General features: G+C 31.1%; 15 protein-coding genes. 6 read left to right on the top strand and 9 right to left on the bottom strand.

All coding sequences use genetic code 11. The annotated features are described in order from the left end of the window. The first annotated feature begins 22 nt into the window (after window positions 1-22). The 4 genes from cobO to AMO19_RS06095 all read left to right on the top strand — a co-directional run bounded on the left by cobO (window position 23) and on the right by AMO19_RS06095 (window position 3,247). Window positions 23-715, top strand: coding sequence for a cob(I)yrinic acid a,c-diamide adenosyltransferase (gene cobO / locus AMO19_RS06110; protein WP_075507725.1), 693 nt, complete (start codon window positions 23-25; stop codon window positions 713-715). A gap of 128 nt (window positions 716-843) precedes the next feature. Beyond that, window positions 844-1,548, top strand: coding sequence for a UMP kinase (gene pyrH / locus AMO19_RS06105; RefSeq protein ID WP_075507724.1), 705 nt, complete (start codon window positions 844-846; stop codon window positions 1,546-1,548). Window positions 1,549-1,568: 20 nt separating this feature from the next. Continuing rightward, a complete protein-coding gene (gene frr, locus AMO19_RS06100; RefSeq protein ID WP_075507723.1) occupies window positions 1,569-2,117 on the top strand; it encodes a ribosome recycling factor in 549 nt (182 codons plus the stop codon). Then, a complete protein-coding gene (locus AMO19_RS06095) occupies window positions 2,114-3,247 on the top strand; it encodes an NAD(P)/FAD-dependent oxidoreductase (RefSeq protein WP_075507722.1) in 1,134 nt (377 codons plus the stop codon). The genes frr and AMO19_RS06095 overlap by 4 nt, the downstream gene beginning before the upstream one ends. A gap of 23 nt (window positions 3,248-3,270) precedes the next feature. On the opposite strand, the gene tal is transcribed toward AMO19_RS06095, so the two are convergent. From tal to AMO19_RS06075, 4 genes are all read right to left on the bottom strand, one after another. After that, a complete protein-coding gene (gene tal, locus AMO19_RS06090) occupies window positions 3,271-4,272 on the bottom strand; it encodes a transaldolase (RefSeq protein ID WP_075507721.1) in 1,002 nt (333 codons plus the stop codon). Window positions 4,273-4,362: 90 nt separating this feature from the next. Further along, entirely contained in the window at window positions 4,363-6,114 is a 1,752-nt protein-coding gene (locus AMO19_RS06085; RefSeq protein ID WP_075507720.1) for a peptidoglycan D,D-transpeptidase FtsI family protein, read from the bottom strand. Next, window positions 6,114-6,542 carry a hypothetical protein gene (locus AMO19_RS06080; RefSeq protein WP_075507719.1) on the bottom strand — a complete coding sequence of 143 codons (429 nt, stop codon included), beginning with the start codon at window positions 6,540-6,542 and terminating at the stop codon, window positions 6,114-6,116. Before AMO19_RS06080 ends, AMO19_RS06085 begins: the two co-directional genes overlap by 1 nt. A gap of 84 nt (window positions 6,543-6,626) precedes the next feature. Beyond that, window positions 6,627-7,988 carry a CPBP family intramembrane glutamic endopeptidase gene (locus AMO19_RS06075; RefSeq protein ID WP_075507718.1) on the bottom strand — a complete coding sequence of 454 codons (1,362 nt, stop codon included), beginning with the start codon at window positions 7,986-7,988 and terminating at the stop codon, window positions 6,627-6,629. 116 nt (window positions 7,989-8,104) lie between these two features. Here AMO19_RS06075 and AMO19_RS06070 point away from each other — a divergent pair, with 116 nt between their 5' ends. Then, entirely contained in the window at window positions 8,105-9,433 is a 1,329-nt protein-coding gene (locus AMO19_RS06070) for a histidine phosphatase family protein (protein WP_075507717.1), read from the top strand. A 53-nt stretch (window positions 9,434-9,486) separates the two neighbouring features. On the opposite strand, the gene lepB is transcribed toward AMO19_RS06070, so the two are convergent. From lepB to AMO19_RS06045, 5 genes are all read right to left on the bottom strand, one after another. Then, window positions 9,487-10,146: a signal peptidase I gene (gene lepB, locus AMO19_RS06065; protein WP_075507716.1), complete on the bottom strand. Its 660-nt coding sequence runs from the start codon at window positions 10,144-10,146 to the stop codon at window positions 9,487-9,489. A gap of 29 nt (window positions 10,147-10,175) precedes the next feature. After that, the gene (locus AMO19_RS06060) at window positions 10,176-10,532 is read right to left on the bottom strand and encodes a Spx/MgsR family RNA polymerase-binding regulatory protein (protein WP_075507715.1); all 357 of its coding nucleotides are present in this window, start codon (window positions 10,530-10,532) and stop codon (window positions 10,176-10,178) included. Further along, window positions 10,529-11,083 (bottom strand): inorganic diphosphatase, encoded by a 555-nt coding sequence (locus AMO19_RS06055; protein WP_075507714.1) that lies wholly within the window; start codon window positions 11,081-11,083, stop codon window positions 10,529-10,531. The genes AMO19_RS06060 and AMO19_RS06055 overlap by 4 nt, the downstream gene beginning before the upstream one ends. Then, on the bottom strand, window positions 11,073-11,327 hold the full coding sequence (locus tag AMO19_RS06050) for a hypothetical protein (protein ID WP_025894160.1): 255 nt from the start codon (window positions 11,325-11,327) through the stop codon (window positions 11,073-11,075). Before AMO19_RS06050 ends, AMO19_RS06055 begins: the two co-directional genes overlap by 11 nt. Before the next feature lie 96 nt (window positions 11,328-11,423). Continuing rightward, window positions 11,424-11,774, bottom strand: coding sequence for a resolvase (locus tag AMO19_RS06045; RefSeq protein WP_075507713.1), 351 nt, complete (start codon window positions 11,772-11,774; stop codon window positions 11,424-11,426). Window positions 11,775-11,949: 175 nt separating this feature from the next. Between AMO19_RS06045 and AMO19_RS06040 the strand changes: the two genes are divergently transcribed. Then, a complete protein-coding gene (locus AMO19_RS06040) occupies window positions 11,950-13,752 on the top strand; it encodes a proline--tRNA ligase (protein ID WP_075508042.1) in 1,803 nt (600 codons plus the stop codon). Window positions 13,753-13,772: the final 20 nt, after the last annotated feature.

Here is a 13,772-nt window from a genome sequence, read left to right as displayed (position 1 = left end):
ATTAAATAAAATTAAAGGTCATATGCAAGAAAAACCTCCATTTTCCGAGAAAATACTTAACCTCGATAATCAAGCAAATAAACTTGGAATGGGAGGTAAATTTTCACCAGATAGCGATGAGAGCTCATATAAAAAAAGAATGCGGAAAAGAAAAGATATTCAAGCCGAAAGACTACAAATTAGAAAAACAAAAAAAGGATTATTGATTGTTTTTACAGGAAATGGCAAAGGCAAGACAACTGCATCTTTAGGTATGGTTTTAAGGACTTTAGGGCATGGTTATAAAGTGGCGATAATTCAATTTATCAAGGGAGGTTGGACTACTGGAGAAGAAAAAGCACTTAAAAACTTTTCTTCAAACCTATCTTGGCATTCATTAGGAGAAGGATTTACTTGGGAAACTCAAGACAGAATAAGAGATGAAAAATTAGTTCAAGAGGCTTGGCAATTAGCCAAAAAATACATCCAAAACGAATCTTATAAACTTATCATTCTTGATGAAATTAATATTGCCACAAAACTTGGTTATCTTGCTCCCGAAGAAATAATCACCTTTTTAAAAAGCTTTAATAATAGAAAAAATCACATTGTTTTAACTGGAAGGGGAGCATCTGATTCAATTATTAATTACGCTGATTTAGTTACTGAGATGAAACTAATAAGACATCCATTTAAAGAACAAGGAATAAAAGCGCAAAAGTGTGTTGAATTTTAGTTGAAGTAAATTATTATTTAAAATTCTCTCTAGGCAAGTTTAGAAATGTTTAAAGACGCAAGCAATATCTGAACAAAAAATAAAATTGGTGCATTTACTTGCTAAGGTCTTAAAAGTACAATTATTGAATGGCTTACAAAAGAGTTCTCTTAAAACTTAGTGGTGAAGCACTAATGGGTGAAAAACCTTATGGTATTGATCCTGCTATAGTTCAGTCAATTGCAGAGGATGTTTCAAAAGTAGTCGAAAATAATGTACAACTTGCAATAGTTGTTGGTGGTGGAAACATTTTTAGGGGGCTTAAAGGATCTGCAGACGGAATGGATCGCGCGACTGCTGATTATGTAGGGATGCTTGCAACAGTAATGAACGCAATTTCACTTCAAGATGGTCTTGAGAGAGTAGGAGTTGCAACCAGAGTGCAAACAGCAATCGAAATGCAGGAAATTGCAGAACCCTATATCAGAAGAAGAGCCATGAGGCACCTAGAAAAAGGCAGAGTTGTAGTCTTCGGAGGTGGATGCGGAAATCCATTTTTTACAACTGATACTACGGCAGCTTTGAGGGCAGCAGAGATAAACGCTGAAGTTGTTATGAAGGCTACTAAAGTTGATGGAGTATACGATCGTGATCCTAATCAATTTAAAGATGCAAGAAAATATTCCTCTCTCAGTTATCAACAAGTTCTTAGTGATGAAATTGCAGTAATGGACAGTACTGCGATTGCACTCTGCAAAGATAATAATATCCCAATTATGGTTTTTGATATATTCAAAAAAGGAAATATTTCCAAAGCTGTTGCTGGTGAGCCAATAGGCTCTTTAATTAGTTAAAGATCATTTATTTTTTAATTATGAAAGAAAAAGAAATTCAAGAAAATATGAATAAAAGTATTGAAGCCACACAAAGAAACTTTAATACAATCAGGACAGGCAGAGCTAATGCTTCCTTATTAGACAGAGTAAGTGTTGAGTACTATGGAGCAGAAACACCAATCAAATCGCTTGCCACTATAAGCACTGTTGATTCGCAAACAATTTCAATACAACCTTTTGATATTTCATGTTTACAAGCGATAGAGAAATCTATTTCTATGAGTGATTTAGGTATTACTCCAAATAATGATGGGAAAGTAATAAGAATAAATGTTCCTCCTTTAACAGAAGAAAGAAGAAAAGAATTTTGTAAATTAGCCTCTAAATATGCAGAGGAAGGAAAAGTAGCTTTGAGAAATATCAGAAGAGAAGCTGTTGAAAAAGAAAAAAAAGAAGAAAAAGATGGCCTTATTTCTATTGACGAATCGAGAGATAATCAATCTGAAATTCAGAAAATTACCGATAAATATATTGCTTTAATAGAAACTAAATTGTCTGAAAAAGAGAAGGAAATTCTAAAAGTTTGATAGAATTTGATGTTGTAATAATTGGTGGAGGTTTATCAGGATCTTCCACTGCCCTTAACCTATCAAAGAAAGGATATTCAGTTTTAATTATTGAAAAAGAAAAATCTCAAGATTACAAACCATGTGCAGGGGGGATGGCATCTTCAATGCAAAGATTTCTTCCTTTAAATATTGAAGATTGTATTGAATCAAAAATTAAGAATGTTGAATTCAGATGGAAGGCTGCAGATAATGTAACTGCTGATCTGACTGGTGAATCCCCATTTTGGATAGTTAAAAGAGAAAAACTAGATCAATTATTACTTGATGAATCCTTGAGTAATGGAGCTCAGATAATGAGGCCATTATTAATAGAAAAAATCATAAAAAAAAATGATAAATGGGAAATTACTTGCAATAACAAAATGAAATATATTACAAAATTTCTTGTAATTGCAGATGGGTCCCAATCGAAATGGGCGAGTTATTTCAATTTAGGACCAAGAAAACCGAAATTTGCAAACACACTCTCATTAAGATTAAAAGGGTTAGGTGAAATACCTAGAGATGCAGTTAGATTTGAGTTTGGATTTATAAAATATGGTTTTGCATGGGCATTCCCTTTAAGAGAAAGCTTAAATATTGGTTTAGGTACTTTTATAAATAATGGTCTTTTAGAAAATCAGACTATAAATAAACAAGTAATCAGAAGCTTCGGTTTTGATGATTTTCCTCATAAAACAATTATTAAGAAACTGAGAATATGGAATGGCTTCCACTCAATTAATGGTGACAAAGTTTTAGCGGTTGGAGATGCAGCATCTCTATGTGATCCATTTTTAGCTGAAGGAATTAGACCATCTTTAATTAGCAGTTTTTATGCTGCAGAATACATAGACCAGTCCCTGTTAGGAAAAGTAGATGATTTAAATCTTTATACAAAAAAAATTAACAACATTTGGGGGAAATCAATGGCTTGGGGGAGGAGAATAGCCCAAGTATTTTATAGATTTCCCAGAACTGGATATCAATTAGGGATCAAAAGAAAAACAGCACCTAAACGTATTGCTCAAATATTATCGGGAGAAATGAGTTACGAAGATATTGCGAAAAGAGTTATCAGACGGCTTTTAACAAAAAGTAGGACTTAATTCTTTTCAATTCAAACTTAAATTTAGTTAGCAGAAATCAATTTGTGATTTTTAATCTCTGAATATCTCTTTAGTAGCAGTTCTTCCAATTCTTCAATAGCCTTACTGAATCCAGTAATACCTTCACTAAGCTTTTCACTTGCCATTTGATCTTCTAACATACTTAATCTGAAATCTTTTTCTTCAAATTCATAGTCAATAGAATTATTTATTTGGGTACTTACATCTAATTTCCTAACTAACTCTCCTTTTTCTTTTTTAAGTTCCTCAAGAAATTTTGGTGCGATCGTTAAAAGATCGCAACCTGCTAATTCTTTTATTTCATCAAGATTTCTAAAACTAGCCCCCATTACTTCTGTCTTGAATCCTTTTTCTTTAAAGTACTTGTATATTTGAGTAACCGAAATAACACCAGGGTCTTCAGCACCAACAAAACTAGTTTTACCAGTTTTTGCTTTATGCCAATCTAAGATACGGCCAACGAACGGAGAAATTAGAGTTATCTTTGCATTGGCACAGGTTACCGCTTGGCAGAAGTTAAAAAGTAAAGTTAAGTTGCACTTAATACCCTCTTTTTCCAAAATTTCAGCTGCCTTAATTCCCTCCCAAGTTGCAGCAATCTTAATCAAAATTCTTTCCTTTTCAATTCCAAAATTTTTGTAAAGATTGATCAATTTTCTCGCTTTTTCTACCGTAGCTTCGGTATCAAAGCTCAGTCTTGCATCAACTTCTGTAGATACGCGCCCTGAAATAATTTTCAATATTTCTTTTCCAAAAAATACTGAAACTTGGTCAACAGTTTCTTTTATTAATTCAATTTCGGAGAATCCTTGGGGCAATGCATTTTCTGAGTTTTCTAAAGCTTTATCAATTAATTTCACATAATCAGGGTTCTTAGCAGCAGCTAGTATTAGAGATGGATTGGTGGTGGCGTCCCTAGGTTGAAATTTTTTTATCGAATCTAAATCTCCAGTATCAGCAACAACAACAGTCATTGAGGACAATTGTTCTAAAATTGATTTCATATCTAGATAATCATGTATATACATAAACTAGCTTTTATTCCTAATGAAATCATCAGATAATGAACTAAATATTTATAAAATTGGAAAATTTTAGAGTTTTTTAACAATCATTCCATGATCTTTAATCTTGGGAGGTATTTTTTCAATTACTATCAGACTCTCGATAATTTCTTTAGCAACTGGTACAGCAACAGTTGAACCATATGCATAAGATTTAGATGGCTCATCAACGACTACAAGGACAACATATTTAGGATCATTAACTGGTAAGGTCGCCACAAAACTGCAAACTTTTTTATTTGTATAGGAACCATTCAAGGCTTTTTGGGAAGTGCCCGTTTTACCCGCTATTCTATAACCCTCGATTTTCACTCCAGATCCACTACCTTTATCAACTACGCTTTCCATCCATTCAAGAACAGTTTTAGAAACTTCGTGTGAAAAAAATTGTTTTTTTGGATTTTTATTAACTCTTTCTTTGAAAGTTGAGGTTACATGTGGAGTAACTTCATAACCACCATTTGCTAGAGCCGCATGAAGTTGAAGTAATTTAAGTGGAGAGATTGAGAAACCTTTGCCAAAAGAAGTTACAGCAGGCTCAATTGATTGATTTACAAATAAATCTTTTCTCTTTAGTTGGCCAGCAGTTGATTCAAATAAATCAGTCTCTAAATTTTTATTTATACCTAAATTTTCTAGCCAATCCCAATAAATTGAAGGGTCTAAATTTTGCATTATTTTTACCATCCCAACATTACTTGAAACCTGCAAAACTTTTGGATAGTCAATGTATCCATTACCTTGTTTATCCCAATTAGAAAGTGTCCATCCTCCAACATTAATTTTTCCAATATCTTCAACTAGTCCATCTTTCTGGATTACTTTTTCTTCTAAAGCCAAGGCAAGATTAATAGGTTTAAAAGTTGAACCAGGCTCAAATAAATCTTGAGAATACCAACCCCTAAAAAGTCCAGAATCGTACTGCCAAAATTTATTTGGATCGTAAGATGGTACTGTAACCAAGGAGAGAATCCGACCATTATTAACATCCATAACTATGGCAAATCCTTTCTTTGCTTTCCATTTGCTTACTTGCTTTGATAATGCACTGAATGAAGCTTTCTGTAATTTTGAATCTATAGTTAGGCCTAAACTTTTGTAATCAGAAACAAAATCACCTGGAGCTGAATTATCCGGTAAAGGAGTTCCATCTCCTCCTCTTTTTATTAAATTACTTTTATTAAAAACTTTAATTTGATTATCTAAATGAAGCTCTAAACCTGCTGAAGCTATATTCTCATCATTAACAAAACCGACAAGATTAGAGTAAAGCTTGCCTTGAGGATAATATCTCTGCGAATATTTAAATAAATCAATGCCACTTATTTGAAGGTTTTTAATCTTTTCAGCCTTTTCTTCGGAAATTTTATCCAAAAGCTTGATACCACTCATTTTATTACTAAATTTACTCAATAGTATTTCACCATTTATATCCAAGATAGGTGACAATTTTTCTATAACTTCTTCAACACTGCGAACTCTGTTAATTGAATCTCCAGGAAAATTAAAATATTTTGGATGGGCCCATAATCTATAGAGCGGTTTATCGTAAGCAACTAGTCTATTATTTCTATCAACAATTGCTCTCCTTTTTTTTAAGGCATTAGTTTTAGAAGACTGTATTAATCTAGCTTTCCTTTGCAAATCAGAGGCGTTAAAGACTTGCAATCTAACTAACCTACCGAACAAACAAAATATTAATAGTAAGTTAAAAATATAGAGAAATTTAAATCTTCTTTGATCAAGGGGTATTAGACGAACAATCTTTTTGTATTTTTTCATCAATAGCCCCTTTGATATTTGCTATCACTAAAACCTTCAATGAAACTACTTAAATTTTTCTTAAACAAACTTTCTTTTCTTTCTGGAATTTTATCTAGATAGATTAAATCTTCAGGTTTAGTTTTTCTATAAATATGGAGAGACTCAAGTTCACTTATATAAAATTCCTCAATTTTAGAAATATAATCAATGAGATTATTATTGATAGATATTGTTTTAGATAAGTTTTTGTATGTATTTGACCATTTTCTTTGACTATTAAAAGATAAGAAAAATAAGGTGAAAATTAATACCAAAAGAGAGATATTAATGGTGTCGAAAATTTGATGTACTAATTTAATATTAATTATGGATATTTTTTCGGAATTTTTTTTACTTTCATATGAAACTTTTTTTTTTAAATTAAGTTGATTACCATAAGGTTTCATCTATGATTTATTTTTAAATAAAAGAAGTGTTATTAATTAAATAAACATTTTTTTGTTTGATTCGCAAGTAAAAAATTAAATTCTTTATGTCCTCAATAAGAATAAATTTAAGAAGGTCAATCCATTCCATAAAGAATGCATGATAACTGAAGAAAACAAACTTCCAGAAGCAATTCTTGTAATCCCTAATCCAATCCCTAGAACAAATAATGGAGGCATTTCTCCCAAACTTAAATGGGCTAATGCAAAGATAAAAGCTGAAACTATTATGCCCGAAATTACTCCAAAATCTCTTGAAAGAGTTGGAAGCAAAATACCGCGAAATATAATCTCTTCAAATAGAGGAGCTAATATAGTTGTTGTTACAAATAATAGAAAAAATGATAAGTAATTATTATTGTTAAGAACAATTTCCAGCAAGGGGTTACTACCATTCTGATTATCGATCAGACTATTCATAATAAGAGAAATCAATAAAACAAAAGGAACAATTGTTAACCAACCTTTAATTCCCTGAAAAATTGCATACTTTATTGGCAAAAAATTGAACTGTAAATAATCCTTTTTAAAAGTAAATTCACCATTCAAGGATTTAATTTGATAAAAAACTATCCATAATGGAGGAATAGCCATAAAAAGATATCCAAAGAAAATTTTTAAAGATTGAGACAATTCATTAGAGATATTTTTAGAAAAAAGTTCGACCAAACTGATAGAAAATAAAGGTGATACCACTTCTCCTAAAACAACAAATCCACCTGCAATTAATAAAACCATATCTATTAATTCTAAATCTAAGGATTTAATTTCTTGCCAACCAAACTTTTTCAAAGATATGGTTGTCCATAATATTTTTAAAGCGAGAATAGAGCCAATAAGTATTGTTAAAAGTGGTATTAGTCTTATGGCTAATATTTTAAAAAACATTTTACGTGAAAATGATTTTGTTATTAATGCACTATCGTCAAAATCAAATTTGCGGCTTAAAAGGTGATATAAAAATCTATCACCTTTAAATAAATCAAATTTTTCGAAATTTACTTTATATGTATTATTATCAGATTTTTTTTCTAGCTCATCAATCAGAAATTTATAGTTTTTATCTTCAAAATCTTTGGATATATTTTTATAAATTAAAGGATCATTTGATTCAGAAGTAATTATTCGAATTAATTTATTTCTTTCTGTTAGCTCTTCAAATGAGACATCAGAGAGTGATTTATTTATTTGATCAACAGGATCATTAATGATAAAAAATTTTTTAAGATTTAAAGGTATTGATTGGACAGATAATTCAGCAATTTCTTGCTCTTTTTGACTAATATCAAATGAAACAGATGGTCTATTTAAACTGTCTCTTAATCCTTGTTGCCATACAAAAAAAGTTATGACGATAGAAATAATAGCTAAAGTGAGTTTTGACTTAGAAGTATTTTTAAAGTTCATAACTTATTATATTCTTGAAAACTATAGTTAGTTATCATTGAATTTCCTTATATTTATGTATCTATTTTAATCACTCCATGAGATGATTAAATTATCTTAATTTTCAAATTTATATAATGGCTATAAGATTAGTTTTAGTTAGGCATGGACTAAGCAGTTTCAATGCTAAAGGATTAATTCAAGGAAGAACAGACGATTCATTATTAACTGATGAAGGATACGAACAAGCCCAAAAAGCAGGAAAAGCATTATCAAAAATAAACTTCGATAAAATCTATTCCTCCCCACTTGTCAGAGCGGCAGAGACTGCAAAAACAATTAAAAAGGCCTTCAATAAAGAACAAAATATTTTATTCGACGACAATTTGCTAGAAGTAGATCTTAATGAATGGTCTGGTCTAAAAATTGATGAAATAAAAAAGAAATTTCCAGAAATTTACCCTACATGGAAAAATGATCCAGAAAATCTTATCTTAAAAAGAAACGATAATAAAACTTATAAACCAATTCAAGAGTTATTTTTTCAAGCAACAAATTTTTTAGAAGATATTTTAAAAATTTATCTAGACAAAGATGATGTAAATATTTTAGTTGTTGGACATAATGCAATTCTCAGATGTTTAATACTTTTGTTATTAGGAAAGCCTAAGCAAGGTTTTAGAAAAATAAGATTAGAAAATGCTTCTTTCTCGATACTCAATATTTCAAAGAAAGATAACTCTTATAAGACTCAAATTGAATGCTTAAATCAAACTTCCCATCTTAATAAAAATATTCCAAATAAAATTGGAGATTCCAGAATATTTCTTATAAGGCATGGTGAAACTAACTGGAACAAAGAAGGTAGATTTCAAGGCCAAATTGATATCCCTTTAAATGAAAACGGAAAGGATCAAGCTAGAAAGACTTTTGAATATTTAAGAAATATTTCTTTTAATAAGGCATTTTCAAGTTCAATGCATAGGCCTTATGAGACTGCACAAATAATCCTTCAAAATAACAAAGATTTAAAAATTGAGAAAATAGATTCACTAGTAGAAATCAGTCACGGATTATGGGAGGGGAAATTGGAAGCAGAAATTAGAGAAGAGTGGCCTGCTTTACTAAAAAATTGGCATGATAAACCTGAAGAAGTAATAATGCCCGAAGGTGAATGTATAAAAGATGTATCAGAAAGGTCAGTAGAAGCTTTTGACAAAATTTGTTTATATCAAAAGGATAATGATCAAACCCTCATGGTTGCTCATGATGCAGTCAATAAAACTCTAATTTGTAATATCCTTGGGATTAATTATTCAAATATTTGGATGATAAAACAGGGTAATGGCGGCATAACTATAATTGATCTTTTTAATGATCCCAATAAGCCACCTGTGATTAGTGCTCTTAACATTACAACACACCTAGGGGGAATATTTGATTCAACTGCTTCAGGAGCACTTTAAATTAAACCTTGTCAAAAATTTATTTTGATGAAGTCAGAGTCAGGGAAAAGGCTTCATTTACTGAAAAAGCCAACTTGACTAAGAGGCCAAAATCTGAAATATGCTTTGCCAATTAACTCTTTTTTATGAAGAAATTTACTTCCAGGCCAATATCTTCCATCCCAGCTATTTGCCCTATTATCACCTAAAACTAAAAAATGATCTTCTGGCACTTTTATGTTTTCAAATTTACCACAATTATTAAATAGGGTTAATGAACATTTATAAGAGACATAGGGTTCAGGAATTAATTTATTATTTATTATTAATTCACCATTAGAGTTTACACTTACAATTTCGCCTGGAAGTGCCACCACTCTTTTAATATATGCATCGCAAGCTTTATCCCTCAAACCAGGAATAAACGACATTGGAGGAAAACTCATAAAAAAACAATTTCTTTTTTTTGGTAAAGGCTTAGATCTTGATGAGATTAATTTTTTGTCAAACGAGTAAGGTGAGTTAAAAACAACAATATCTCCTCTTTTTGGTAAAGAGTTTCTTAACGAAAATTTTTCAATAATTAACCTATCATTTATTTGTAATTCTGGGAGCATTGAACCAGAAGGGATATAACGTGGTTCTGCCAAAAATGATCTGCAAGAAGAAACAAAAAAAGTTAATAGAATTAGCAGACCCCATTCTTTTAAAAAACTTTTTATGGAACCAGGCATAGAATTAATAAAGTCTTGATTTTCTAAACTTAAATAAATTGTTTTTCATATTCAATTTCGTTAAAACCTAATATTACTTTTTTTTCTTCGTAAATCAAAAATGGTCTTTTTATTAATTTGCCATCACTTAAAAGAAGTTGAATAATTTCTTCGTTTGACAAACTATCAATATCAAGATTAAGAGTTTTAAAGGCTTTACCTCTTGTATTAAAAATCCTTTTCTTATTATCAGAGTATTGTTCTAAGGCAAGACTTAAATAATTAACAAGTGGAGGTTCTTTTACAATATCAATTAACTGAAATTCAAAATCTTTGCTTTCAAGCCACTTTGCAGCTTTTCGGCATGTAGAGCATTTTAAATAACTATAAAAAATTATTTTTTTCAATTTAATTTACTAATATTTGATTTCTTAAGTACTTTAAAGTTTTTCTTTTTTGGGGGCCTACAACTTTGCAATAAATTTTCAACTACATCAAAATCCCTCCAACCATCAATTTGAACTGTTCTTCCATCGAGTCCTTTACTAGTTCTAAAAAATTCTGCAACATCCTCAAGCTGATTAGGAGCAATTTGATTAATACTTACAATATTAGCCTGCCTAGGATTAGCCATAGGCACACATAAAAGTTTTCCATCATAAGCACCACAATCATGCATATCCAAAACTCCAATAGGTCTAGCTTTTATTAGACAACCCGCAAAAGTAGGTTCGTCCATTATCACCATTGCATCAAGGGGAGCTCCATCATCAGCGAGGGTATTTGGGATAAAACCATAATCAAAAGGGTACCTCACTGAAGAATGTAATACTCTGTCTAGGGCCATTATTCCTGCGTCAGAGCAATATTCATATTTATTCCTACTCCCTGCAGGTATTTCAACAACAATATTCACTATTCCCTTCATTGGAGATGGAGGTATTGAACTAAGGTCCATCTTTTTTAAAATCGTGATTATGAATTATCTCGTTTCCTTGAGATAAAGGTCTGCCAATTAAAATGCTTATTGAAGGTAAAAAAATTGTCAAAAAGGCAAAAATAATACCCAAAGATGTTATTGATAAACTCCTTATACTTAAGGGGTCATCATCATCTCTTTCAAAATCACTTCGGGCAGAACCATGAGAAGATTCTTCGCTTGATTTACTTTGAATAAACTGCTTTGATTTCGTGTAACTCAAGAACTCTTTATTGGTAAAGATTAAGGAGATAATTAAACACCATTATCCTACATTCAAAATGTCAATAAATCAAAACATTGATTAGTAACTTTTTAATTACTCTTTTTCTAGCAAAGACCTTATAGATTTTAGTTCGTCTAATATTTGCACCAGTACATTTTGAGCAGCGGATGAAGGTGTATTAAAGACCTCTACAGTAACCTCCTTAATTCTTAAAATATCTTTTGCAAACCTTGCCACTTCATTAGGATGGAACTTTAAAGGATCTTTTTGATCAGTTCTAAATTCGGGATTTAGTTTTCTTGGATTAAAACTAGGGTTTAAATTTCTTAAATCTGTATTTGTGTACCTATAGACAGAAGCTCTTGATCTGTGTAGAAATTTTTGAACTTCATCAATACCTACTAATTCCTCTTCGCTTGAAATATTGGAATCTATATTTTCCATAAACTTAAGAAAATGTTTTAGTAATAATGAACTTTTAAAAGAGTTTGAACTTCATTACTGAAGAAGTTAGCAGAAACAATATTTTTAGACTAGCCGCGTTGAGGGACTCAAGACACTTTAAATTAATTTTCCATCTTAATTGATAAAATTAAATATTATTAAGGAATTTTTTTGTATGCGCGTTACAACCTCATTTCCTCTGGGGACACTTCGTGACACACCTTCTGAAGCAGAGATTATTTCACATCAATTACTTTTAAAAGCTGGGTATATTCGCAGAGTTAACAGCGGTATTTATGCATATATGCCAATAATGCTTAGGGTTATTGAAAAAATATCCGAAATAATAGAGAGAGAACTTAATAGTATTGGTTGTACAAAATTACTATTACCCCAACTTCATCCTGCAGATTTATGGAGAAAAAGTGAAAGGTGGGAAGGATATACTGCAGGGGAAGGAATAATGTTTAATCTCAAAGATAGACAAGGTAAAGAATTTGGTTTAGCTCCAACTCACGAAGAGGTTATCACGAGTATTGCATCAGAGACCATCAACTCCTATAAGCAATTACCACAATGTTATTATCAAATTCAAACAAAATTTAGAGATGAAATAAGGCCAAGGTTTGGATTGATGAGGAGTAGAGAATTTATAATGAAAGATGGTTATTCTTTTCACGCTTCTGAAAACGATCTGGCTTCTTTCTATGAAAAGGTGGGCAATGCTTATGAAAATATTTTTAAATCTTGTGGACTGCAGACAGTAGGAGTTGAGGCTGATAGTGGGGCAATTGGAGGCGCCTCATCTAAAGAATTTATGGTCACAGCTGATTCTGGGGAAGATTCCATTTTATTTACTCAAAGTGGTTCTTATGCTGCCAATATTGAAAAAGCTGTTTCTCTCCCTTCTCAACCTATTCCACTTGGGAAAAATCTTGCAGAATGGTTAGAAACACCTCAGCAAAAAACAATCCTAGAAGTTTGCGATAATAACAATTTAGACCCTAGTCAGCTTATTAAAGTAGTAATATTCCTTGCACAGTTCGAAGGTGAATTTGAGGTCCCAATTCTTGCATGCATAAGAGGCGATCAACATATTAATGAAGTAAAGCTTTTTAACTTAATCAATAAACTTCATAATTTCAATCTCCTCAATCTTAAAAAGATTGAAGACAAAAATACTATCGAAAAAAACCTAGTTAATTTTCCTTTAGGTTTTATCGGGCCAGATTTAGATAATAAAACTATTAAAGCTAGTTCTAATTGGGATAAAAAATGGACAAGAATAATTGACCATTCTGCAAGTGACCTTTCAAATTTTATAAGTGGTGGGAATAAATTTAATTTCCATAAAGTTTTTCAAGAATTTTCTTTTGAATCGAAAGACTATCTAATTGGGGATATCAGGAATGCCAAAAAAGGAGATAAAGTAAGTATTAATAATGATGAAGAACTTAAAGAAAAAAAAGGTATCGAGATTGGACATATTTTCCAACTTGGTCAGAAATATAGTGAAAAACTAAATGCAAAGTTCTCTGATAAGGACGGTCAGCTAAAAAATTTATGGATGGGTTGTTACGGAATAGGAGTGACAAGAATAGCTCAAGCCGCTATCGAACAGAATCATGATCAAAAAGGCATTTGTTGGCCTATCCAGATTTCTCCTTTTGAAGTTATTATTATCCCAACAAACCTAAAAGATCCAATTCAAATTGATCTTACTGAGCATATCTATAACAACTTTTTAATTAATAAAATTGATGTCCTTCTTGATGATAGAAACGATAGAGCTGGAGTGAAATTTAAAGATGCAGAATTAATTGGTATTCCTTTCCAGATAATTATTGGCAGAGATTCTATTAATAAAAAAGTAGAACTTTTATGCAGGACAAATAATACTAAGCTTAAAATTAGTACTGATAAATTGTTAGAAACATTTATTTCCGAATCTGAAATAATGTACAATAGAAAGTCTTGAGGCTTATTTTTTTTGGGAGC

The sequence above is a fragment of the Prochlorococcus marinus genome (assembly GCF_001180245.1).
Classification (GTDB): domain Bacteria; phylum Cyanobacteriota; class Cyanobacteriia; order PCC-6307; family Cyanobiaceae; genus Prochlorococcus_A; species Prochlorococcus_A marinus_F.
This window is presented reverse-complemented; position numbering and strand designations above follow the sequence as displayed.